Raw genomic sequence first — 23,089 nt, forward strand, 5'->3', positions numbered from 1 at the left:
CGTCATTTCCGGTGGTCGTCCGTGCCGTCCGTGGCCCGAGGTACTGCCAGAAACGACATACTGTAACCATGCGAGGATGCCGATGAGTGACGACGAGACCAGACCCAGCAACATCAACGTCCCGAACGCGTTGACGGTCCTCAGGATCGTCCTGGTGCCGGTTTTCGGATGGATGTTGCTTGCCCATGCCCACGAGGGCGGTTGGCGCAGCGCATCGACGATCGTCTTCATCGTCGCCATCCTCACCGATTTCGTTGATGGGAAGGTCGCGCGCAAGTACGGCCTCGTCACCAATTTCGGCAAGATCTGGGACTCGGTGGCCGACAAGGCCCTCACCGGTATGGCGTTCATTGGGCTGTCGATCCTCGGTGAACTGCCGTGGTGGATGACGATTCTCATCCTGTTGCGGGAGTGGGGGATCACCCTCATGCGGGTGTTCATGCTCAAGTACCAGGTGATGGCTGCCAACCGGGGCGGCAAACTCAAGACGGCCACCCAGGCCCTCGCCATCATCATGTTCTGTCTTGGTCTGTGGCGCGTGCCCACTTGGGTTGTCGTCATCGCCTGGAGCGTCATGATCGTGGCCTTCGTCCTGACGATTCTCACCGGTCTGTTCTATCTGTGTGATGCCTGGCGAATCCGACGTGATGCCGTGGATCACCGGCAATGATTCCTCCGGGACGTATTCGTGCAATGGCCGGGTTTGGAATCAATCGGATTGAGGGGAATGAATCATGAGGAGCAACACCATGCTCGAGCAGTCCCATGCATCGGCTCACCGTCTCGTGCACCTGCTCGCCGATGCCGAGCTCACCGCGGCCACCTGTGAATCCCTTACCGGTGGACTGGTCGGGGCGACGATCACCTCGGTACCCGGTTCCTCAGCCATTTTCCGTGGTGGACTCATCACCTATGCGAGCGATCTCAAGACCGTTCTGGCAGGGGTGGACGCCGACTGGATCGACGAGCACGGCGTCATCAACGCCATGACTGCCCGTCAGATGGCCACGGGGTGCGCACATGCCTGTCAGGCCGACCTCGGGCTGGCATGTACCGGTGTTGCCGGGCCCGACCGTCAGGACGGGCAGCGACCCGGAACGGTGCACATTGCCGTGGCGCACGATGCCCAGGTGTTCACCCGTCAGCTCAGTCTTTCCGGGGAGCGTGAGGCAGTTCGTCTTGGCACTGTTTCCGCTCTCCTCGAATTCACATGTCACGTAATACGAGAAAAGATCAAAGGCATTCCTTGATTTTCGGGAATGAACTGATCCTGCTGCGTGTTGTACCTCGTGAACGAACAAGGAGGATCAGCATGAAACCAGGTCTGTTACGTGAACTTCTGGGCGAGGCACTCCGGGAACAGCGTTTCGCGCAGTGTCGTACCCTGCGCGAAGTCTCTTCTGATGCCCGCGTGTCCCTGGGATATCTCTCCGAGGTCGAGCGGGGGCAGAAGGAGGCGTCCAGCGAACTCATCTCCTCGATCTGCCACGCCTTGGACCTCGACCAGTCCGATCTCATGCTGCTGGTCTCTGCCAAGTTCCGTGAGCTCGAGGACGGTAGCTCCCGCAAGGCTGCCCTGGCAGCCTGATTCACGATGTCTTGGCCTTGGGGTCCGGTGGGCAGTCGGGATCGGTGACGATGCGCACGGTGACTCCGAGACTGCGTATGCGCGAGATCTCGCGAGCGTCTGCCGTGTCGTCCGTGATGAGGACGTCAATGTCCTTGGTCTCGGCCATTTTGGCGAGTGTCACCTGGCCGATCTTTGAGCCGTCGACGACGGCAATCACGCGGGGCGCCTGCCGGATCATGGTGTGGTTCGTGGCCGCCTCGATGGGGTCATGGGTCGTCAACCCGCCCGCAACGCTCAGGCCATCGCACCCGACGATGGCCGTACCGATGTTGGCGAGCTTGAACGTGTTCTCCGCCAGGAGGCCGACCAGTTCCAACGAGGAGCTGCGCAGGACACCGCCGGTGATGAGCACCCGCTGTTGACCGTGACGAGCAGCCTCCAGGGCGATGCTCACCGAGTTCGTGACGATGGTGAGATCGTGACGGTGGTGCAGGGCCCGCACCACTTCGGCGGTGGTCGTACCTCCGGTGAGCGCGATGGCGTGACGTCCGCGCGGCAACTCGGCCACGGCGGTTCTGGCGATGGCCTGCTTGGCCTGGTGGTGACGGCCATCGCGAAGGTTGACGGGCAGCTCCCCATCTGGTCCAGTGCTGCGAGCCCCACCGTGGGTGCGTATCAGGAGGCCCTGTTCCGCCAGGACTGCGACATCACGCCGGATGGTCGCAACGCTGGTCCCCAATGTTGTCGCAATGTCTCGAAGTTGAACCTCACCATGCTCCCTGAGAATTGCCAGGAGAGTGACCATGCGTTCGCTGCGTCTGCTGGACGTGGCGGGTTCGCTCGTCCTGACCATGGTGCCTCCTTGCAGTGGAGCGATGCCTGGCGTCAACCATCGTGCTTCGGGGGCGACGCGTGCTCGACGATGTGGTGGGTTCCCGATTGGATGCTCCACGGTCCTCGCGGCTGTGAGCGAACCACCACGGGTATCCATTCTACGTGCTCCCCAGGTGCCATACTCTGGCCTCGTGCGTGAATCTGAGCTGTGGCGACGCTTGACCGAGGTGCTTGGTGATGGATATGTGCGCAGTTGGGCTGGCTCCCAGGCCATTCCCGAACTGGGTTCGCGCACCGTCCTCGAGGCCCTGGAACAGGGCGAGTCACCGAAGACGATCTGGCGTGCGTGTTGGACCTTGCTGGAACTGCCCGACTCGCTGCGTTGACCGGGGACTCCCTTGGTTGAAAATCGAACACATGTTCGTTACTGTGTTGTCCACAGGGCCACGCTGCGCGGCGTCGATGATCCACAGATGTCTTTCGCCTCTGCCGGATTGTCACTGCCAGCGCCTACGGTTTGAGTGACTGCCGGATGATCCGGTTGACGATGGCAGGTCCGACCTGCCCTGATGAAAGGTGTCAAGGATGGTAGCTGCGGCGGATCGGGAAAAGGCGCTCAAGGCTGCTCTCAGTCAGATTGAGAAGCAGCATGGCAAGGGTTCGGTCATGCGACTGGGGGAACGCGAAGCAGTCAAGATTGCGGCGATCCCCACTGGATCGGTCGCTCTCGACATCGCTCTGGGCGTTGGTGGACTCCCACGTGGCCGGATCGTCGAGATCTACGGACCGGAGTCCAGCGGTAAGACCACGGTTGCCCTGCACGCAATCGCCAATGCCCAGGCCGAGGGGGGCATCTGCGCTTTCATCGACGCCGAGCATGCACTGGATCCCGAGTACGCGGAGAAGTTGGGTGTTGACACCGATGCGCTGCTGGTCAGTCAGCCCGACAACGGTGAGCAGGCCCTGGAAATTGCCGACACCCTGGTGCGGTCGGGGGCCTTGGAACTGATCGTCGTCGACTCGGTGGCTGCTCTCACTCCCAAGGCGGAGATCGAGGGTGAGATGGGCGACTCCCACGTGGGTCTGCAGGCCAGGTTGATGAGTCAGGCGCTGCGCAAGATGGCCGGAGCTCTCAATGCCGCTGGTACCACGGCAATCTTCATCAACCAGTTGCGCGAGAAGATCGGCGTCATGTTCGGCTCCCCGGAAACCACCACTGGTGGTCGGGCCCTGAAGTTCTACTCCTCGGTTCGTCTTGACGTGCGACGCATCGAGACGCTCAAGGACGGTGGGGACATGGTGGGCAACCGTACCCGGGTCAAGGTCGTCAAGAACAAGGTGGCTCCGCCGTTCAAGCAGGCCGAGTTCGACATCCTCTACGGCAGGGGAATCTCCCGGGAGGGCAGCATCATTGATCTCGGTGTGGACACCGGCATCATCACCAAGTCCGGGTCGTGGTTCAGCTGTGACGGGGAGCAGCTGGGGCAGGGCAAGGAGAACGTGCGAACCTTCCTGCGGGCCAACCCTGACGTCACTGATTCCCTGGAGGCACGGATCAGGACGAAGCTTGGACTCGACGAGGAGGAGGTGCCCGAGGGAGTCGATCCCCACACTGGCGAGGTGAAGTCTGACGAGGCGGAATCCTGACCGTGACCAGGGGTGAGCACACGCGCCCGGAAACAGGTGCCGCTACGGTCGGTTCCTCATCACGACGGGGGAGGGGGTCTCGGAGAAGAGCGAGGATCCCCGACCCTGACGAGCTCAGTGACGATGAATGGTATGAGCGAGGACGAGAGGTCGTGCTCACCAAACTTGACTCACGGGCGCACACACGCGGTGAACTTGGCATCGCCATGTCCCGCAACGGGGTGCCTGAGCAGGTCCAGCACCAGGTTCTGGATCGGTTCGAGGAACTCGGTCTGATCGACGATGGCAACTTCGCCATGCAATGGGTGGAGTCACGCCGTGGCGCGCGTGGACTGTCCCGGCGAGCTGTGGCCATGGAGCTGTCCCGCAAGGGCGTGGCCCCGGACGTCATCGATGAGGCCGTCAACCACATCTCCGATGATGACGAGGCCCGGGCAGCCGTGGAACTTGCCCGGAAGAAGTTTCGAACAAGCGCCTCGGTGCCCGAGCCCAGACTCACTCGCAGGGTTGCCGCTGCACTGGCGCGCAAGGGTTACGGTCCAGACATCACCTGGCAGGCGGTACGCCAAGTCAAGGAGGAACTGGGCGACGATGAGTGGTGAGGTGCTCATACCCCAGTGAGCCGCTGTGCGATCGATTGTGGCAAGGTTGAACCCTACAATTATCAAAGAACGCATGGTGCGTTGCGTGCACCATCTGCTGACGAAGGGGACGAAATGATCGCTCAGATCGGGACCCTCGTGTCATGGAATCCCTGGCCGGTCGTCTCGATCGTTCTGGCCGTTGCGCTGACCGCCACCATCGTCGGTGGATTTCTCTCGCGACGCAGGGCCGGATCGGTCGTCGAAGCCGGTCGTGACGAACTGGAACGGGATCGCACCAGGTTGGAACGGCAGATGGCCCAACGCCGTTGCGATCTCGAGGCCGATATCGAGGGGCACCGACAGTCCCTCGACACTGCACATGCGGATCGAATGGCGCTGCTCGACGAGAAGATCGAGCAGGCGGAGGTCGAGCTGAAGAAAGCTGACGACGAGCTTGTGCACATCGGTGCTCTCACTGCGGAACAGGCTCGCGAGGAGATCATGACTCGGGCGCGGGAGGAGGCCGTCCTGGAGGCCGAACAGCTGACCCGATCCGTCTTGGCCCAGGCCAGAATGAATGCCGAGGCCAAGGCCCGGGACGTCATCGCCACGGCCATCGAGCGATATGCCGGTGAGGTGACTGCTGATTCCGTGGTGGCCGTCGTCGACCTGCCGTCCGATGCCATGAAGGGCAGGATCATCGGTCGTGAGGGCCGCAACATCCGCGCCATCGAGCAGACGACTGGTGCCACGATCATTGTCGACGACACCCCCGGCATCGTCCTGGTGAGCTGTTTCGACCCCATGCGTCGTGAAGTCGCCAAGACCACGCTGGAGCGTCTCGTCGCCGATGGCCGGATCCATCCCGGACGTATCGAGCAGGCACATCGACGAGCCGTGGAGCAGATCGAGAACATGTGTCTGTCGGCAGCCGACGATGCCCTCGGCCAACTCCGCATCACCCAGTTTCCCGATCCGTTGCGCCCCATCGTCGGGTCGCTGAAGTTCCGGACCTCCTACGGCCAGGACGTGTTGTCCCACAGTGTCGAGTGTGGGCGTCTGGCTGCCCAACTTGCCGCCGAGATCGGGGCGGATGCCGAGGCGTGTACCCGAGCGGCATTTCTGCACGACATCGGCAAGGCCCTCACTCCCGGTATCGAGGGACCTCATGCGGCCGTGGGCGCTGAACTGGCGCGTCGGTACGGGGAGAGTGACGAGGTCGTCCACGCCATCGCGGCCCACCACGACGAGATACCCGTGGAATCCGTCACCGATCTCATCACCCAGGCCGCCGATGCCATCTCCGCCTCACGCCCCGGTGCCAGACGCGATTCCCTGGAGTCCCATGTCAACCGGCTGGAGGAGATGGAGACCCTTGCGCAATCCCACAGCGGGGTACAGCGGGCAGTCGCCGTCCAGGCGGGGCGAGAACTGCGTGTCATGGTCGATCCCGAGGAGATCGACGATCTGGCAGCTCGAGAGCTGGCCCGCTCCATCGTCGCCGAGGTGGCGGATCGAGTTGTCGTACCGGGCCAGGTACGGGTCATCGTCATTCGGGAGACTCGTGCCGTGGAGGTCATCGGCCAATCCGGGCCGCGCGACTGAGATGCCTGCCTCTCAGTGACCATGCTGTTGTCAGATGGGAACAAGCGGGATTTCCCTCATGTGTCACACCGGGTCATCCCACGCCGGCGGGGGCGAAGCAGTCGAAGCGCATGTGTGCTGCTTGGCCCCTCGGGCCCGGTGGTACATGCCCTCGGCGTACTGCTGCGTCCCGAATCACAGGTCGTAGGCGCCCCAGAGGTGGATTCCCCTCAGAGGTGGATTCCCCACCTCATCTCGACGCCTGATCCAGGCTCCAGGCGCAACATCGAATCATGGGTGGGGCCCTCATTGAAGGCATCCGGTCCGCACGTCATGGGCTCGACGGCAAGGCTCGAGCGGTCGTCGGGGGTGTAGATCTGTACCCATCCGAAATGTTCGTCCGCCCACAGAACGCGACGCTCGTCCCCACATCTCAGCTGTATCTGCCATGATCCACCAGGGCCTCCGGTGAAGGCAGTGTCCAGATGTCGCTCGCCAAGAGTGGTGTCGCTCAGATCCGTCGAGCCCTGCACCGTGGCAACTTCCACCGGGAGCAGACGCTCATCGACCACGGCACACGTGCGGAACGGGGAGCTCACCTGCCACTGATCGATCGAGCCGGTCATGACGAGGTAGGGGTGTGCGGCGTAGCCGAACGGCACAGCAGTGGTGCCCACGTTGCGTGCTGCCAGATGCACCGTCATGCCCCCGGCGTCAAGATGATGGGTGAGAAGTGCCTCCAGCATTCCAGGCCAACCGTCCTGGGGAGCGATGACCAGCCGCTGACGTACCGTGTCCTGCCCCAGCTCGACGAGGCGCCACATGGACCACCTCGCCAGCCCGTGGATGGCGTTGCCACGCTCCACCTCATTGATGGCCAGCTGCTGGGGCTGACCATCGAAGACGTAGCGCCCGTCGCGCACCCGGTTGGGCCAGGGCAACAGGTGCTGACCGCGTGCATCCGTGGGAACTGCGTCGACTGCGGTGGGGACGATGAGATCGACACCGTCATGGCTCAGAGCACGCAGGGTTGCCCCCTGCTCGGTGACGACCGCGCAGTAGCCTCCGCCCGAGATCTCATACTGCTCGCCGGTGGGCAGCGTCGGGTGATTCTGCGCATCACTGCTGGTCATGGACCAACCCTAGCGTCTGCAATTGTGACATGGGTTCACCTGAGTCGTAGAGTTGGGCCGCCATGACACGTGAAGCTGCGCCGACCTATCGGGTGGTCACCTACGGGTGCCAGATGAATGTCCACGACTCCGAACGGATAGCCGGTCTGTTGGAGGACGCCGGCTATGTCCGCGACCCCAGACAGGACACCTTGGACCCGGCCGACGTCGTCGTCTTCAACACCTGCGCCGTCCGGGAGAACGCCGACAACCGACTCTACGGAACGCTCGGCCACATGGCTGCCGTCAAGGCCAAGCACCCCGCCATGCAGCTGGCCGTCGGTGGGTGCATGGCTCAGAAGGACAAGGACACCGTCCTGACCAGAGCCCCGTGGGTGGACGTCGTCTTCGGCACCCACAATGTCGGCTCCCTGCCGGAGCTGCTGTCGCGGGCTCGTGCCAACCATGAGGCCGCGATCGAGATCGAGGACGCCCTCGTGACTTTTCCCTCCAACCTGCCGACGCATCGGGACAGTGCCTACTCCGCCTGGGTGTCCATCTCCGTGGGGTGCAACAACACCTGCACCTTCTGCATCGTGCCGCAGCTGCGTGGCAAGGAGGCCGATCGACGCCCCGGCGAGATTCTGGCCGAGATCCAGGCCTTGGTCGACGAAGGTGTGCAGGAGATCACCCTGCTCGGCCAGAACGTCAACTCCTACGGGGCCCAGTTCGGGGATCGGGGAGCATTTGCCAAGTTGTTGCGGGCCTGCGGTGAGATCGACGGGTTGGACCGGGTGCGATTCACCTCTCCCCATCCGGCGGCCTTCACCGACGACGTCATCGAGGCGATGGCCGAGACTCCCAACGTCATGCCAAGCCTGCACATGCCTCTGCAGTCCGGATCGGACGCGGTGCTGCGACGCATGCGCCGCTCGTACCGTTCCTCAAAATTCCTCGGTATTCTCGATCGAGTGCGTGCCGCAATCCCCGAGGCCGCCATCACCACGGACATCATCGTGGGCTTCCCCGGCGAGACCGACGAGGAGTTCGAGGAGACGATGCGCATCGTCGAGCAGTCACGGTTCTCGGCGGCCTACACCTTTCAATACTCGATCCGCCCCAACACGCCGGCTGGTGTCATGACCGATCAGGTGCCCAAGGAGGTCGTCCAGGAACGCTACGAACGGCTCGTCGCCCTGGTGGACGACATGTCCTGGCAGGAGAACCAAGCCCAGCAGGGCAGGACCGTCGAGGTGATGTTCGCCGAGGGGGAGGGGCGCAAGGACAACCAGACCCATCGCATGACGGGTCGTAGCCGCGACAATCGGCTCGTACACGTCGGTCTGGGGCCCCATGACGAGGTACCCCGTCCCGGTGACCTTGCACATGTCGTCATCACCGGTGCGCATCCGCATCACCTCACCGCCGACCACGGATTGCTGGACCTGCGTCGCACTCCTGGCGGTGATGCCTGGCAGACACGTCAGGAAGCCAGCCAGGATGGTGCCCCCACAGGTGTGGACCTGGGCATGCCGAGGATTCCCCGGTCATGAAAATCGGTGACGCGGGAGCCGCGATGACCATGAGTCCGGTGTGTTTTGAACGGACACGGCGGAACTGGTGAAAAACAACGGTGGTGACGAGTCTCGCTCGTCACCACCGTGTCAACCCCCCCATGGCCCCCATTCGGAGCCTGTCGTCACCCAGTGACGGGGATGGTGTGAAGTCTCATGAACCTCAGAGGTCCTTGGCCTTGTCCTTGAGGAAGTCCTCGCCCTTGTCGATCTGATCGGAGGCCTTGCCACCGGTCTTGTCGTTGATGGCGTCGCCACCCTTGTCGATGGCGTCGTTGACCTGATCCTCATGGTCGTGGGCAGCGTCCTTGAGGTCGTCCTTGTGATCGTTGATGGCATCCTTGGCCTTGTCGAGCAGTCCCATACCGTGACTCCCTTCTGTTGGTTACCCCGATTGGGGCTGACGTGTCCAGCCTTGCAGGTGGCCATGGTGTGCACAACCAGTTGGCGCTAAATTTGTCTGAGGACCGAATCCAAGTACCCGTCTCGACCCGTGCAGAGGAATTGCCAGTGCCACTTCCCGTCATCGCCTTGGTGGGGCCAACGGCCAGTGGAAAGTCTGCTCTGGCCATCCAGCTCGCTCTGGCCCTTGCTCAGCACGACCACCCTGCCGAGATCGTCAATGGTGACTCGATGGTGGTCTATCGCGGGATGGACATCGGCACGGCCAAGCCCAGCCATGATGATCGGGCCACCGTACCGCACCATCTCGTCGACATTCTCGACGTGACCCAGAGCTCATCCGTTGCGCTCATGCAGTCACGTGCCAGACAGACCTTTGTCGACCTTCGTGGTCGAGGCGTCGTACCGATCCTCGTCGGGGGCTCCGCGCTGTACTCACGGGCGATCCTGGACGAGATGACCATTCCCCCCACCGATCCTGCTGTGCGGGCGCGTCTTGAGTCAGAACTCGTCGAGGCCGGTCCACATGCTCTTCACGATCGGCTGGGTCGCCTCGATCCCCAGGCTGCCAAGGCCATTCTTCCCGGCAATGGGCGGCGTCTCGTCCGGGCCCTGGAGGTCGTCGAACTCACTGGGTCCTTCACCGCCACCATGCCCACTGGTCGTTACGACGCGCAGGTAGCCCCCGTCATCCAGATCGGTTTGACCCTGCCACGAGAGGACATGGACCGACGCATCGCCCTGCGTGTGGAGCAGATGTGGCGCGATGGGTTCGTTGACGAGGTGCGCGCACTCCCTGATCTTCCGTGCGGGCGTACCGCCAGTCGTGCGTTGGGGTACCGTCAGATCCTGCAATTCCTCGCCGGTGAGATCAACGAGGACGAGGCTTTCGAGCAGACGATTGTGCGCACGCGTAGATTCGCCCGCAAACAACTCATGTGGTACCGCAAGGACGACCGCATCTTCTGGGTCGATGCACTGTCACCCCATGCCGTGGGTGACGTGCTGACCCATCTTGAGGAGACGATGACTTCATGGTGACGACACGATTCATCAAGGGGCACGGAACTGGCAACGATTTCGTCATACTTCCCGATGACCGGTCGGCAGCCGCACCCAGTGCTCGTGAGATTCGCTGGCTGTGCGACCGTCGATTCGGTATCGGTGGGGACGGGCTGTTGCGTGCCCTGCCTGCGGGCGACGTCCCCCAGTGGGATGGTGACCCCGATCTGTGGTTCATGGACTACTACAACGCAGACGGCTCGGTGGCGCAGATGTGCGGTAACGGGCTACGGGTCTTCGCACGATTCCTGCGCACCGAGGGACTCATCGACGGCGACGAGGCCGAGGTGGCGACCCGGTCCGGGGTCAAACGGGTGCGGCTGTTCGATGACGGCACGGTACGCGCCGAGCTGGGACCGGTGCAGGTGGGCGATGAACTGGTGAGCATCTCCACCACCGGGCATTCCTGCCCAGCCCGTCCGGCAGATGTCGGCAACCCCCATGCCGTCGTGGTCCTTGACGACCACGAATCGGTGACTGGGATGGACCTCACCTCAGCACCGGCGTGGTCGCCTGCCGAGGCTTTTCCCGAAGGAGTCAACGTCGAGTTCGTCCGCCAGGTGGGGCCGACACATGTCCAGATGCGAGTCTTCGAGCGTGGCGTAGGGGAGACGCTGTCGTGTGGGACGGGAACTGTCGCCGTGGCCGCTGTCATGGCCCGCCGTACTGGAGATCTCGGTCCGTGGCGCGTCGACGTGCCCGGCGGGCGCATCACCGTCGAACTTGCGCAATCGCAGAACGGCGAGGTGCTGGCGAGTCTCACGGGCCCTGCCGTGCTGGTGGCCCAGGGAGAGGTGCACATTCCCGATGAAGCGGTGAGCCGATGACCACTCAGCACGAGTCACCGGATTTCCCCTTCGGTGACGTGGCTGCCCCAGACGACCAGCGGGACCCGGACGGTGACCAGTTCGATCTTGCGGCACGGCTCTCGCTCACCCGAGTTCCCGGCATGTCGACCGATCTGTCCGACATCAGCGAGGTCGAGTACCGGCAGCTGCGTCTGGAGCGTGTCGTCCTGGTGTCGGTGTGGACCACCGGCACCGTTCAGGATGCCGAGAACGCCATGCTCGAACTCAAGGCGCTGGCCGAGACCGCTGGATCACAGGTGCTGGAAGGGATCGTCCAACGTCGGGACGTTCCCGATCCCGCCACCTACCTGGGCAGTGGCAAGGTACGCGAATTGGCAGACCTGGTCCGTGCCACCGGTGCCGACACCGTCATCTGTGACGGCGAACTCACCGCAGCCCAGCTGCGCAACCTCGAGGACCGGGTGGGAGTCAAGGTCGTGGATCGCACGGCCCTCATCCTCGACATCTTCGCCCAACATGCTCGCAGTACCGAGGGCAAGACCCAGGTGGAACTTGCCCAACTCACCTATCTGAAACAGCGGCTGCGTGGTTGGGGGCAGAGTCTCTCCCGTCAGGCTGGTGGTCGAGCTGCCGGCGGCGCCGGTATCGGCGGTCGTGGTCCGGGTGAGACGCGTATCGAGACCGATCGACGTCGGATCGGCCATCGGATCACGGTGCTGCGGCGACGTCTCCGGCAGATGGATTCCACACGAGCCACCACTCGAGCTCGTCGCGAGCGTGATCGCATTCCGTCGGTGGCCATCGTGGGCTACACCAATGCTGGAAAGTCGTCCCTGCTCAATCGGCTCACCGGAGTCGGTGTCCTTGTCGAGGACGCCCTGTTCGCCACCTTGGACCCGACGACGCGGCGCACCACCACCCAGGACGGTCGGGTCTACACCCTCACCGACACGGTGGGTTTCGTGCGGCACCTTCCCCACGACCTCGTCGAGGCGTTCAAGTCGACCTTGGAGGAGACCGCTGGAGCAGATGTCCTCGTCCACCTCGTCGATGCATCCGATCCCGATCCTGTCGGACAGATCATTGCGGTACGGGACGTGTTGCGATCGCTGCAGGACAAACCACAGTCTTCCGAGATTTCTCAGGTCCCGGAGATCCTCGTCTTCAACAAGATCGATCTTATCGATGAGGTGACCCTGGCAGGGCTGAGGGCCAGCCGCCCGCGTGCGCGGTTCATCAGCACGCGTACCGGGGAGGGTGTGGACGAGCTCATCTCCCAGATCGAGCAGGCCCTGCCCACTCCCCAGGAACGAGTGGACGTCGTCATCCCGTACTCCCGCGGGGACCTCGTCGATCGAATTCACAAACATGGCACGATCCATGAGCTGGAGCATGGTGTGCAGGGAACCCACGTCATTGCTGATCTGCATCCTGGGCTGGCAGCCGAGGTTCGTGCGGTGGGGGGCCGGTGATGTCTGCTCACGAGGAGTCCGCCCGCATACTGTCGGTGGCGGTTGATGCCATCGGCGGAACGCCGCGCTCTGGCCAGGTGGAGATGGCCCAAGCCGTGGATCGGGCAATTGACGAGGAGATCCACCTGCTCGTGCAGGCCGGTACCGGTACTGGAAAATCGTTGGGCTACCTTGCCCCAACCATTGCCCATGCCGTGTTGGACGATGAGGCCGTGGTGGTGGCGACGGCAACCTTGGCGCTGCAGGCTCAGTTGGCGGACAAGGACATCCCGGCCGCCCTCACCGCAGCCGAGAAGGTCCTGCCACGTCGACCGCGAACCGCAGTCCTCAAGGGCCGACACAACCATGCGTGTCTGCACAAGGTGCGTGGTGGTTCTTCTCGTCCGGATCAGGACATGCTGCTCGACGACGCCGGGTCGTCCGCAGCTGGATCAGCCGGCAAGGGCACCGATCAGGCCAGTGAACTCGGTGCCGAGGTCGTTGCCTTGCGGCAGTGGGCCGAGCAGCAGGCGGAGGAGAACGGGGTGGGCGATCGGGACGACGCGCCCGCCCACAGTCAGCAGGCGTGGGATCAGGTCTCGATGCGTGCCAACGAGTGCCTGGGGGCGCAGAACTGCCCGTTCGGGCCACAGTGCCTGGCTGAACGTGCCCGGGAACGGGCCCGTGATGCCGACATCGTCGTCACGAATCACGCGATGCTCGCCATTGACGCCATGAATGGTGGCACCCTGCTGCCCGAGCACGACGTGGTGGTCATTGACGAGGCGCATGAGGTCGCTGACCGGTTCACCGGTGCTGCCTCGGTCGATCTGTGGCCGGGACGCCTCTCGACGGTCGCAAGGCAAGGCCTCACTTGGCTTGACGATGATCTCGGTGCCGATCTGCTTGATCAGGTCGATGTGTTGCACGAAGCGTTGGAGGCCACTCGGCCAGGACGTATCACCGATCCACGGTCCCAGTTGCTCATCGCCACGACGACGTTGCGAGGACTGACTCGTCAGGCGCTGTCGGTGATGAATCCGCAGGACGAGGACGAGAAATCCGATCCGGATCGGGTGCAGGCCCATGCCGCCATGCGGGAGATCTTCGAGATCACGGACCGTGTCTGTGCTCTCCGAACCGAGGACGTCGTGTGGGTGTCGGAGTCCGAACGAGGTGAACGCAGCGTCCACGTGGCACCGTTGAGTGTGTCCGGCCTGCTGAGGCAGCACGTCCTGACGGCTGCGACGACGATTCTCACATCGGCGACCTTGAAGATCGGTGGGGAGCTGGGTCCGGCGGCGCGTGATGTGGGACTCAGCTCGGAGGAGTACATTGCCGACGAGGCCCCGGAGGTCATGGAGACCCAATTGGGGTGGCGGGGCCTGGACGTGGGTTCGCCATTCGACTACGCACGGCAGGGGATCATGTTCGTGGGACGCTCCCTGCCCAGACCCGGGCGGGACCAGATGCCCCATGAGGTGCTGGATGCCCTGGTGCAGCTCGTCCAGGCAGCAGGAGGGCGGACCCTCGGACTGTTCGCATCGCAGCGCAATGCCGAGGCAGCCGCACAGTATGTTCGCGAGCACTTGCACGATCTGACGATCCTGCGGCAAGGGGAGGGGCATCTCGCCGAATTGACTCGCCGATTCATTGCTGAACCGCAGACCTGCCTGTTTGGAACGATGTCACTGTGGCAGGGGGTCGATGTGCCCGGCGACACGTGTCGCCTGGTGGTCATCGACAAGATTCCATTCCCGCGTCCGGATGATCCGTTGGTGCTGGCGCGTAGTCAAGCTGTCGAGGAGGCAGGCGGGAACGGGTTCATGGCGATTTCCGCGCGGCGAGCTGCACTGCTGCTTGCTCAGGGGGCTGGACGACTCATTCGTCGATCCGACGACCGGGGAGTCGTGGCAGTTCTGGATCCCCGGCTTTCCACGGCGCGATACGCGGGATATCTGCGCAAGTCGATGCCACAGTTCTGGATGACGACGGATCTGTCGACAACACTTGCAGCCTTGCGACGACTCGGTCAGTAGGCGGCAGATCAACGGCACATGGTGACGCTGCACCAACTACACCATTGGCCGGTCATCGCTTGGACGGTCACGACTCGGTCGGGCAAACCGTCAACCCCAGTGTCTCGGTCACCCTTCGTATCGTGATCTCTCCCAGTTGTGGCCTTGCCGGTACTGGGTGCCAGATCGCGGGTCAGATCCGGCGCATGACGGCGACCACCTTGCCCATGATGCTGGCATGGTCACCGTCGATGGGAGAGTAGGCGGGATTGCGTGGCAGCAGCCAGGTGTGCCCAGAGTGTTGGGAGAGCATCTTGACGGTCGCCTCGTCGTCGATGAGTGCTGCAACGATCTCACCGTTCTCGGCTTGCTGCTGTTGGCGCACGATCACCCAGTCCCCGTCGCAGATTGCTGCGTCGATCATGGAGTCACCGTGAACCTCCAGCATGAAATGCGTACCGTGACCGAGCAACTGGGTGGGTACGGCCATGGTGTCCTCAACGCTCTGCTCGGCAAGGATCGGGGCGCCAGCCGCAATTCGACCGACGAGCGGCACGGTGATCGAGTCGGCATCACCCCCGTCGCTCACGGGGATGGAATGTGTGGTGATCGGTGCGGGGCGGTTGTGCCCCACGATCTCCAGTGCCCGTGGTCGCCTGGGATCGCGCCGGATGAATCCCTTGTCTTCCAGAGCCCTGAGCTGGTAGTGCACTGACGATGTGCTGGAGAGGCCAACCTGGTCGGCGATCTCGCGCACGCTCGGCGGGTACCCGCGCTCATCAACGTTGGTGACGATGAACTCGTAGACCTTGCGCTGGCGCGGTGTGAGGATCGCCGGATCTGGTACGACGTCACCGGGCGCCGGGACAGGTGTCGTCCCAGCCAGTTGTCGATGGGGGTGCTCGTGCTGCTCCATGACATCAAGGGTAATCGATCATCCCCCGGCAAAGCAAACATGTGTTCGATCCTGCGCATGAGTGCTTTCCCGGAATGTCTCACTGGAGTGTGAACCTGCTTTCGAACCCAGGAGATCGTTTCCGCCACCCAATGGTGCTGGTTCCGGGGGGTGGCGAGAGATGCAAGGTCGCCGCATCTTGCGTCTGCCGAATAGATGTTCTAATCTTCAATCGCAAAGACGTTCGATGCTGAGTCGGATGTCCCGTCTGAATTGACTGTGGCGCATGGTGCCGAAGTGACGTGTTGGCGTGTGACAGCTGCTTTCGTGGCAACGAGGAAGGTGTGCAATGAGCGTGGTGACCCGTGAGTGGGGTGTTCTGGGTTTCGCAGAGGAACGTGATGGAGCTGGTGCATCCTCCAGTCTGACTGTGGGTTCGCGGCGGAGGGAAGGATCCCGAGTCGTGCATGGCCCGTGGCCGGACGACGAGGCGGGTGACATCGAGTACGAGCCGGTCGTCCGTCTTGACAGAAGGGAGCTGGCAGCTGCACTGACAGGTTTCGATGCAGATGTCGCAGACCGATCCGCTGGCGCGGTGGACTCGATCGTCGTGTCGAGGGCAGCTGCCGTGGGGGAGGCAAGACCCCGGCGAGGGGAATTGTTGTTCTGGGACATCCTGATGGCTTTTGCCGCAGCGATCATGATCATTGGTACGGTGACGGCCGTGGTTCGGCTGGATGCTGTTGCCGATGGTCGAGATGGGCGAGGTGTGGTGTCAGCGTTCTGGATGTCCAGTGATGACAGTGGGGTGGACAGCCAGGGATCATGACTGCTGACGCGTGTCGCGACAGTGATGATGCAAACACCATATCTAGTGGACATCTGGTGATGTAGTACTACAACTTGTGGTTGTAGTTTTGATGCACGGCGAATTGCAGGTAGTGTTCTCGAGTGTCGGAGACGTCGGGTGTGAAGGAGGATGAGTCGTGAGATGCCCATTCTGCCAGCATGATGATTCCCGAGTTCTTGATTCACGAGTCTGCGAAGACGGTACGGCGATCCGTCGTCGCAGACAGTGCCCGGTCTGCAGCAGCAGGTTCACGACGATCGAGCGCATGCAGTTGACCGTCCTCAAACGCAATGGGACTGAGGAACTCTTCAATCGAGAGAAGGTCATTGCCGGTGTGCGGAAAGCTTGCAAGGGCAGGCCGGTCGACGACTCTGATCTCGCGGTGCTCGGGCAGCGTGTCGAGGATGGGCTTCGCGCCCGCGGCATGGCTGCCATTCCGTCCGACCAGATCGGGGTGGCCATCCTCAAGCCGCTGCGTGATCTTGATCCCATCGCATACCTGAGATTTGCCAGCGTCTACCGTAACTACGACTCGATCGACGACTTCGCCGACGAGATTGATCGGCTGCGTGATGAGACAGCCAATGCCGACGATGCCGAGACCCCGGTGGAGGACCGGTACTCGACATCTTCCCATCAGCCACTTTTCTGACGGTTCCACGGCAGTTCGTCAACTGCCCGATCGACAGATCACCCCCACCCACCACCAGACAGCAGAGGGAGTCATGACCGAAACCAAAGCCACGTCGCGCACGTCGAATTCTCGACGCAAGGGGCTGCACATAGAGCGGTTCTTCAGTACTGAGGGCACTCATCCCTACGACGAGGTCACCTGGGAGCGTCGCGACGTCGTCCAGACGAACTGGCGTACCAATGAGGTCGTCTTCGAACAGCGTGGGGTGGAGTTCCCCGATTTCTGGAGCGCTAATGCCGCCACGATCGTGACGAACAAGTACTTCCGTGGTGCCTTGGGCACGGTGCAGCGCGAGGCCAGCCTCAAGACGCTCATCGACCGTGTCGTTGCGGTTTACGTGAGCACCGGCAAGAAGAATGGTTACTTCGTCACCGATGCCGATGCCACGGTGTTCGGCGAGGAACTCACGTGGCTGTTGCTGCACCAGTACTTCAGCTTCAACTCCCCGGTCTGGTTCAACGTCGGTACTGCCAGCCCACAACAGGTCAGCGCCTGCTTCATCCTCTCGGTGGACGACTCGATGGAGTCGATCCTGCACTGGTACACCGAGGAGGGAATGATCTTCAAGGGCGGTTCTGGCGCTGGAGTCAACATCTCCAGGATTCGTTCCTCCAAGGAGCTGCTGAGCAGTGGCGGGACCGCCTCCGGGCCGGTCTCCTTCATGCGGGGTGCCGATGCCTCGGCCGGAACCATCAAGTCCGGTGGTGCCACTCGCCGAGCTGCCAAGATGGTCGTCCTCGACATCGATCACCCCGACATCGAGGAGTTCATCGAGACCAAGGCGCGCGAGGAGGACAAGATCCGCGCCCTCAGCGCTGCTGGCTTCGACATGGGGATTGGCGGCAAGGACGTCAACTCGGTGCAGTACCAGAACGCCAACAACTCGGTGCGCGTCAGTGATGACTTCATGCATGCCGTGGAGAAAGGTGAGAAGTTCGGGCTTCGGGCCCGTACCACCGACAAGATCATCGAGGAGGTTGACGCTCGCGACCTCTTCGGCAAGGTGGCCAAGGCCGCCTGGGAGTGCGCCGATCCCGGTATTCAGTTCGATGACACCATCAACTCGTGGCACACCAGCGCCAACACCGGCCGCATCAACGCGTCCAACCCGTGCTCGGAGTACATGAGCCTGGACAACTCCTCGTGCAACCTGGCCAGCCTCAACCTGCTGCGGTTCCTGGATGAGGATGTCTTTGACATCGACAAGTTCCGTCGTGCAGTCGAGCTGGTCATCACTGCCATGGACATCTCCATCTGCTTCGCAGATTTCCCGACCGAGTCGATCGCCGAGACCACCCGGAAGTTCCGGCAGCTCGGTATCGGGTACGCCAATCTTGGTGCGTTGCTCATGGCCCAGGGATTGGGCTACGACTCCGACGGTGGTCGAGCCCTGGCTGCTGCCATCACCTCGCTCATGACGGGTGTGGCCTACCGGCGTAGCGCTGAACTCGCTGGCATTGTCGGCCCCTATGAGGGCTATGCCGCCAACACCGAGCCTCACAAGGCCGTCATGCGCAAGCACCGTGATGCCAATGCCGACGTCCAGCCACTGCACACCAATGACAAGGCCGTACTCGCCGCTGCCAAGGCCGAGTGGGATCAGGTCATCGAGATTGGCGACCGGAACGGTTACCGCAATGCGCAGGCCTCGGTGCTGGCGCCCACCGGGACCATCGGCTTCATGATGGACTGTGACACCACCGGTATCGAGCCAGATTTCTCCTTGGTGAAGTTCAAGAAAATGGTTGACGGTGACTCGATGCAGATCGTCAACCAGACCGTTCCGCGGGCACTCACAAATCTGGGCTATGCCCCCGAGCAGATTGCCGAGATCGTGGAGCACATCAGGGAGCACGGCTCGGTGATCGATGCCCCGCACCTGGCCGAGGAACACTACGAGGTCTTCGACTGTGCCATGGGCGCTCGGTTCATCGCCCCGATGGGTCACGTGCGAATGATGGCCGCTGTCCAGCCGTTCCTGTCCGGTGCCATCTCCAAGACGGTGAACCTTCCCGAGAGCTCAACCGTCGAGGACATTGCCGATGTTTACATGCAGGGCTGGAAACTCGGCCTCAAGGCATTGGCCGTCTACCGCGACAACTGCAAGGTGAGCCAGCCACTCTCCGACAAGAAGGATGAGGAGGACGCCACTCCCGAGCCAGAGGTGCGTGTCGAGTACCGTCCGCGCCGTCAACGGCTTCCCAAGTCCCGTGCGGGTCGCACCACGAGCTTCCAGGTCGCTGGTGCTGGTGGTTACCTCACAACAGGAGCCTATGACGACGGTCGTCTCGGTGAGATATTCCTCAAGCTGGGCAAGCAGGGATCGACCCTGGCAGGAGTCATGGATGCCCTCTCCATCTCCGTGTCCATCGGTCTGCAGTACGGCGTCCCGCTCGAGAGCTTCGTGCAGAAATTCTCGAACCTCAAGTTCGAGCCAGCCGGCATGACCGATGATCCGGACATTCGAATTGCCCAGTCGATCATCGACTACATTGCCCGACGCCTCGCCCTTGACTACCTCGACTTCGATGAGCGTGCCGAGTTGGGCATCTACACCGCCGCTGAACGAGCGCAGTACGTCGAGACCGGGTCGTACCAATTCGAGGACGAGGACGCCGAACTCATCGAGTCCGAGTCGTTGAAATCGACCCCAGCCGATCGAGTGCAGGTGCACGAGGATGGGGCAAATCAGCCCGGACTGTTCGATCCTGATCCCAGCGCAGCTGCCCAGGGCGAGAATGCTCACACCAGCGCTGAGCTGGTCGAGGAGATGACTGGTATGGCTGTTGATGCTCCGTTGTGCATGACCTGCGGTACCAAGATGCGCCCATCCGGGTCCTGCTACGTGTGCGAGAGCTGCGGATCCACCAGCGGATGCAGCTGATGTTCCGAGTAACTCTCATGCCATGACGTCTTCTGGCTGAGGTGGCTCAGAGGATGAGGTTTCGGGGTGCTGGGGTGATGATGAATCACTCCAGCACCCCATTTGTCTGCAGTGCGAGGACTTGTCATCACGAAGTGGCCGTCATCCCAGGAGAGCAGTACATGGCCATCTCGCCCTGTTCTGGGCCTGCGCAAGGGTAACCATCGCCACGGCGGTTGGTGACGGTCGATTCCACGCTCGACCATGCATGTGCGTGTGCAGGGTGTCTGGCCCAGCGAGAGATCAGCTCGGGTCGCCCCTTTCCCGGTCTCGGGCATGTGCATCTCCGAGCTGAACGGGGAGCACCGGTCGCAGGAGGCGGCCCCACTGCCACGGCCCACCATCGGAAGCAGGGATTTTCGGGGTGCGCTGGATTTTCGGGGTGCGCCGGTTTTCCTGGTGCGCTGGGACGTCGAGCAGGTCGTCGTTCGTCCAGACGGGCAGTTCTCCCACCACCGGTGAATCCCGGGGAAGAAGTCTTGCTAGGTTGAAGGCATGGATGAGCCAGCGGACTTTGATTTTGATCTTGATCGGAGTACCGAGCAAGCGTGGGCACAATTCACCGAGCGTCTTGCCGAGGTGGTTTCCGTCATTGACGACAACGGAAGTCTCACCATTGGCACGCCGTCGTTGCGCGATGAGATGGTTCCCTATGTCCGCTTCGTCCAGATCGATCCTGATGATCCTCGCGACGATGCGCGAATCGTGCTGCAGGCCTCCAGCAACGCCCATCTGGGCCCCTCGTCCCAGCTGACCCAGCCGCAGGTCGAGGAGATGACCCGCCTGGGGTGGCAGCTTCCCGACGAGGAGGAACTGCCCAACGATGGGCGGCTCAACCGCACTGGGAATCCCGCGCACGAGGAGGCCTTGGCACATGGCGATTTCTGGGTTCTCAGCTCGCAGAACGACTGTTACGACGTGGCAGAACTCGCTGTGACCACGCTGCGAACGATTTTCAGCGTCCAGCACCCGGTGTTCCTCGCTCCAGACCAGCTTGCTGAGGTCCTGCAACCACAGGACGACAGTGAGCTCGACGGACCAGTGTTGGCCCAGCAAGTCGCCGACGAACTCACGACTATGTTCGGCCACCCACCGTTCCGTGACGAGGAGGGCGACTTCGCAATCCGTGTGGGATCGACGATGGTGTTCATCCGAGCCACCAGCGATGGGGAGGAGCTCCTGCTGTTCTCCGTCATCGTCCATGACGTCGACGGACGTTCCCGGGCCGTGGAAGTACTCAATGACCTCAACGTTCAGTCACGCTACGGGCGGTTCGCCCTGCATCAGGACCGTGTTCTCGTCACGATGTCGCTCATGGCCAAACCGTTCGTACCAGAGCATTTGCACCGGGCAGTGCGCATCATGTCGCAGCTGTCCGACGGCATCGACGACGAACTCGCACGCAAGTTGCACGGGCGCACGACGTTCGACAGGGACACCGAGGACTGGGCCTGACCGCTGTTCTCCATCGAGAACGCATGCGAGCACATCACTGTGGACAGAAGCCCGTTCGATTCGGTCATCGCACTTCGCTACTGTGTGAGCAACAGGAGAGGAGCCAGGATTGGGTACCGGACATTTCATCACCCTCAGTGAGGAGGAGTGTCTGGAACTGCTGTCGACTCGCTCCGCCGGCAGACTCGCCTGGACCTTGGATGACGACATCGAACTCATGCCAGTGACACACCAGGTCGTTGGCCATTCGCTGGTGATGCGAATCGCCCCCAATGCCCCCCATGGCCCACATCGAGGTGGGGCAGCGGATCGCCTTCGAGGTGGATGAACTCGACGAGGCCACCCGTACCGGGTGGGACGTCGTTGCCCATGGGACGGTCCAGTCCATGAACAGCTACTCCGATGATGCCGCTGCCGTGGCGGCGGGAGCACCGAAACTCACGTGGGCGCCCGGTGTTCGGCGTAATGTGATGACCATCTCGATAACCTCCCTGAGTGGTCGGGCGGTCAGTTCCGACGAGCCCGACGACCAATGATCGGTTGTGGTTGACCTGCCGAGGAAGGACGAAGATGACTGAGAACAGGACGCAACGTGTCGTCATTGCCGGTGTCGACGGGTCGGAGGACGGCCTGCGAGCCACGAAGTTCGCTGCCGGATCAGCCAAGGCTCGCAGTGCCGATCTGCTCATCATCCATGCTGTGGACGACAATGGCGTTGCCGGGGCATGGGGATTTGCCTATGACCGCAAGGCCTTGGAGGAGGTGGGGCAGGCCATCGTCGAGGACGCCATCAAGGTTGCTTTGGAACAGGGCCTCGACAAGGAACGCATTCATGGCGAGGTCATCGTCGGAAACCCGGCAGCCCTGCTGGCCGACCGCTCCGAGAAGGTCGAGCTCATCGTCGTGGGACGCCGTGCCACCAGTGGGTTGGAGCGCATGTTCGTCGGCTCGACGTCGGTGGCCATCGCCGGAATGGCATCCTGCCCGGTCATCGTCATCTCCCAGGCCGCCACACCACATCCCGTGGGCGACAAGCACAAGGTCGCCATCGCCGTGGGGCCGCAGACCTCGAACACCAAGACCCTGACATTTGCCTGTGACCAGGCCAAGCGCTATGACGCCGAGCTGGAAGTCGTCACCGTGACCCCACCACTGCCCGCTGGTGCCACCGGTGGCTACAAGCTCACCGATGAGTCCATGGAACGCATGATCAGCGAACTCGATCAACGTCTGGCCGAGATCGCCGATCCAGTTGTCAGCTCCTACCCGGAGGTGTCGTGCCATCGACGTGTGCTCACCGGGCAACCTGTCGACGAACTGGTGAGCTTGTCGGAGACCGTCGATCAACTCATCATCGGCGTCAACAAGCACCCACTGCTCGGCTGGACTGCTGGGGGAGTGGCCCGCGGCATCATGGCGCACGCCAAGTGCCCACTGGGGATCGTTCACTGATGACATGCTGATGGCGGTGTGGGACGGTCGGATCCACACCGCCGCCACGGCGCCGTCCCCGTTCCGCCTACGGCAGGCACCGCTCCGACCTATAGCAGGTACCGATTCGGGCACCCCAGGGACCTCCTCATCGGTGCCGTTCGTGCATCGTCCAGATGTGCTGTGTCGTGGCA

General features: G+C 62.5%; 23 protein-coding genes. 19 read left to right on the plus strand and 4 right to left on the minus strand.

The genetic code is table 11. The features are described 5' to 3' along the window. Positions 1 to 82: 82 nt before the first annotated feature. From pgsA to CKV91_RS05970, 3 genes are all read left to right on the plus strand, one after another. Positions 83 to 670, plus strand: a complete 588-nt coding sequence (pgsA, locus tag CKV91_RS05960; RefSeq protein WP_021105502.1) for a CDP-diacylglycerol--glycerol-3-phosphate 3-phosphatidyltransferase — start codon at positions 83 to 85, stop codon at positions 668 to 670. A gap of 64 nt (positions 671 to 734) precedes the next feature. After that, complete coding sequence (locus tag CKV91_RS05965) at positions 735 to 1,250, plus strand: CinA family protein (protein WP_231933703.1); 516 nt, start codon at positions 735 to 737, stop codon at positions 1,248 to 1,250. A gap of 62 nt (positions 1,251 to 1,312) precedes the next feature. Continuing rightward, positions 1,313 to 1,588 carry a helix-turn-helix domain-containing protein gene (locus tag CKV91_RS05970; protein WP_021103213.1) on the plus strand — a complete coding sequence of 92 codons (276 nt, stop codon included), beginning with the start codon at positions 1,313 to 1,315 and terminating at the stop codon, positions 1,586 to 1,588. 1 nt (position 1,589) lies between these two features. Here the strand turns inward: CKV91_RS05970 and CKV91_RS05975 are convergent, their stop codons facing one another. After that, on the minus strand, positions 1,590 to 2,375 hold the full coding sequence (locus CKV91_RS05975) for a DeoR/GlpR family DNA-binding transcription regulator (protein WP_021105504.1): 786 nt from the start codon (positions 2,373 to 2,375) through the stop codon (positions 1,590 to 1,592). A 220-nt stretch (positions 2,376 to 2,595) separates the two neighbouring features. On the opposite strand from CKV91_RS05975, the gene CKV91_RS05980 reads away from it, so the two are divergent. The 4 genes from CKV91_RS05980 (at position 2,596) to rny (ending at position 6,240) form a co-directional block, all read left to right on the plus strand. After that, positions 2,596 to 2,790 carry a DUF3046 domain-containing protein gene (locus CKV91_RS05980; protein ID WP_036904290.1) on the plus strand — a complete coding sequence of 65 codons (195 nt, stop codon included), beginning with the start codon at positions 2,596 to 2,598 and terminating at the stop codon, positions 2,788 to 2,790. Positions 2,791 to 2,989: 199 nt separating this feature from the next. Then, on the plus strand, positions 2,990 to 4,051 hold the full coding sequence (gene recA / locus CKV91_RS05985) for a recombinase RecA (protein ID WP_021103216.1): 1,062 nt from the start codon (positions 2,990 to 2,992) through the stop codon (positions 4,049 to 4,051). Positions 4,052 to 4,203: 152 nt separating this feature from the next. Further along, entirely contained in the window at positions 4,204 to 4,653 is a 450-nt protein-coding gene (locus CKV91_RS05990) for a regulatory protein RecX (RefSeq protein WP_021105505.1), read from the plus strand. Between the two features lie 114 nt (positions 4,654 to 4,767). Next, complete coding sequence (rny, locus tag CKV91_RS05995; RefSeq protein ID WP_021105506.1) at positions 4,768 to 6,240, plus strand: ribonuclease Y; 1,473 nt, start codon at positions 4,768 to 4,770, stop codon at positions 6,238 to 6,240. Between the two features lie 209 nt (positions 6,241 to 6,449). On the opposite strand, the gene CKV91_RS06000 is transcribed toward rny, so the two are convergent. Further along, entirely contained in the window at positions 6,450 to 7,352 is a 903-nt protein-coding gene (locus tag CKV91_RS06000) for an aldose 1-epimerase family protein (RefSeq protein WP_065860897.1), read from the minus strand. Between the two features lie 62 nt (positions 7,353 to 7,414). Between CKV91_RS06000 and miaB the strand changes: the two genes are divergently transcribed. Further along, entirely contained in the window at positions 7,415 to 8,884 is a 1,470-nt protein-coding gene (gene miaB, locus CKV91_RS06005) for a tRNA (N6-isopentenyl adenosine(37)-C2)-methylthiotransferase MiaB (RefSeq protein ID WP_021105508.1), read from the plus strand. 184 nt (positions 8,885 to 9,068) lie between these two features. Here miaB and CKV91_RS06010 read toward each other — a convergent pair whose 3' ends face one another. Then, entirely contained in the window at positions 9,069 to 9,269 is a 201-nt protein-coding gene (locus tag CKV91_RS06010) for an antitoxin (protein ID WP_021103221.1), read from the minus strand. Between the two features lie 206 nt (positions 9,270 to 9,475). Here CKV91_RS06010 and miaA point away from each other — a divergent pair, with 206 nt between their 5' ends. Genes miaA through CKV91_RS06030 form a run of 4 tightly spaced genes read left to right on the plus strand, consistent with a single transcriptional unit; the run spans position 9,476 to position 14,668 of the window. Continuing rightward, a complete protein-coding gene (gene miaA / locus CKV91_RS06015; RefSeq protein WP_371415861.1) occupies positions 9,476 to 10,348 on the plus strand; it encodes a tRNA (adenosine(37)-N6)-dimethylallyltransferase MiaA in 873 nt (290 codons plus the stop codon). Then, the gene (gene dapF / locus CKV91_RS06020) at positions 10,342 to 11,196 is read left to right on the plus strand and encodes a diaminopimelate epimerase (RefSeq protein ID WP_021105509.1); all 855 of its coding nucleotides are present in this window, start codon (positions 10,342 to 10,344) and stop codon (positions 11,194 to 11,196) included. The genes miaA and dapF overlap by 7 nt, the downstream gene beginning before the upstream one ends. Further along, positions 11,193 to 12,650: a GTPase HflX gene (gene hflX / locus CKV91_RS06025; RefSeq protein WP_021105510.1), complete on the plus strand. Its 1,458-nt coding sequence runs from the start codon at positions 11,193 to 11,195 to the stop codon at positions 12,648 to 12,650. Before dapF ends, hflX begins: the two co-directional genes overlap by 4 nt. Continuing rightward, positions 12,650 to 14,668 carry an ATP-dependent DNA helicase gene (locus CKV91_RS06030; protein WP_021105511.1) on the plus strand — a complete coding sequence of 673 codons (2,019 nt, stop codon included), beginning with the start codon at positions 12,650 to 12,652 and terminating at the stop codon, positions 14,666 to 14,668. The genes hflX and CKV91_RS06030 overlap by 1 nt, the downstream gene beginning before the upstream one ends. A gap of 172 nt (positions 14,669 to 14,840) precedes the next feature. Here CKV91_RS06030 and lexA read toward each other — a convergent pair whose 3' ends face one another. Further along, on the minus strand, positions 14,841 to 15,563 hold the full coding sequence (gene lexA, locus CKV91_RS06035) for a transcriptional repressor LexA (RefSeq protein WP_021105512.1): 723 nt from the start codon (positions 15,561 to 15,563) through the stop codon (positions 14,841 to 14,843). A gap of 442 nt (positions 15,564 to 16,005) precedes the next feature. Between lexA and CKV91_RS06040 the strand changes: the two genes are divergently transcribed. The 7 genes from CKV91_RS06040 (at position 16,006) to CKV91_RS06075 (ending at position 22,916) form a co-directional block, all read left to right on the plus strand. Further along, positions 16,006 to 16,371, plus strand: coding sequence for a hypothetical protein (locus CKV91_RS06040; RefSeq protein WP_021103228.1), 366 nt, complete (start codon positions 16,006 to 16,008; stop codon positions 16,369 to 16,371). Positions 16,372 to 16,528: 157 nt separating this feature from the next. Next, positions 16,529 to 17,044, plus strand: a complete 516-nt coding sequence (nrdR, locus tag CKV91_RS06045; RefSeq protein WP_081672420.1) for a transcriptional regulator NrdR — start codon at positions 16,529 to 16,531, stop codon at positions 17,042 to 17,044. A gap of 73 nt (positions 17,045 to 17,117) precedes the next feature. Further along, entirely contained in the window at positions 17,118 to 19,970 is a 2,853-nt protein-coding gene (locus CKV91_RS06050) for a vitamin B12-dependent ribonucleotide reductase (RefSeq protein WP_021103230.1), read from the plus strand. 534 nt (positions 19,971 to 20,504) lie between these two features. After that, positions 20,505 to 21,464 carry a T3SS (YopN, CesT) and YbjN peptide-binding chaperone 1 gene (locus CKV91_RS06060; protein WP_065860899.1) on the plus strand — a complete coding sequence of 320 codons (960 nt, stop codon included), beginning with the start codon at positions 20,505 to 20,507 and terminating at the stop codon, positions 21,462 to 21,464. A gap of 196 nt (positions 21,465 to 21,660) precedes the next feature. Next, the gene (locus CKV91_RS10090; protein ID WP_414836116.1) at positions 21,661 to 21,792 is read left to right on the plus strand and encodes a hypothetical protein; all 132 of its coding nucleotides are present in this window, start codon (positions 21,661 to 21,663) and stop codon (positions 21,790 to 21,792) included. Beyond that, positions 21,746 to 22,000: a hypothetical protein gene (locus tag CKV91_RS06070; RefSeq protein WP_157738750.1), complete on the plus strand. Its 255-nt coding sequence runs from the start codon at positions 21,746 to 21,748 to the stop codon at positions 21,998 to 22,000. Before CKV91_RS10090 ends, CKV91_RS06070 begins: the two co-directional genes overlap by 47 nt. 34 nt (positions 22,001 to 22,034) lie before the next feature. Further along, complete coding sequence (locus CKV91_RS06075) at positions 22,035 to 22,916, plus strand: universal stress protein (protein WP_065860902.1); 882 nt, start codon at positions 22,035 to 22,037, stop codon at positions 22,914 to 22,916. The last annotated feature ends 173 nt before the right edge of the window (positions 22,917 to 23,089 follow it).

The sequence above is a fragment of the Cutibacterium granulosum genome, from assembly GCF_900186975.1.
GTDB classification, from domain to species: Bacteria; Actinomycetota; Actinomycetes; order Propionibacteriales; family Propionibacteriaceae; genus Cutibacterium; species Cutibacterium granulosum.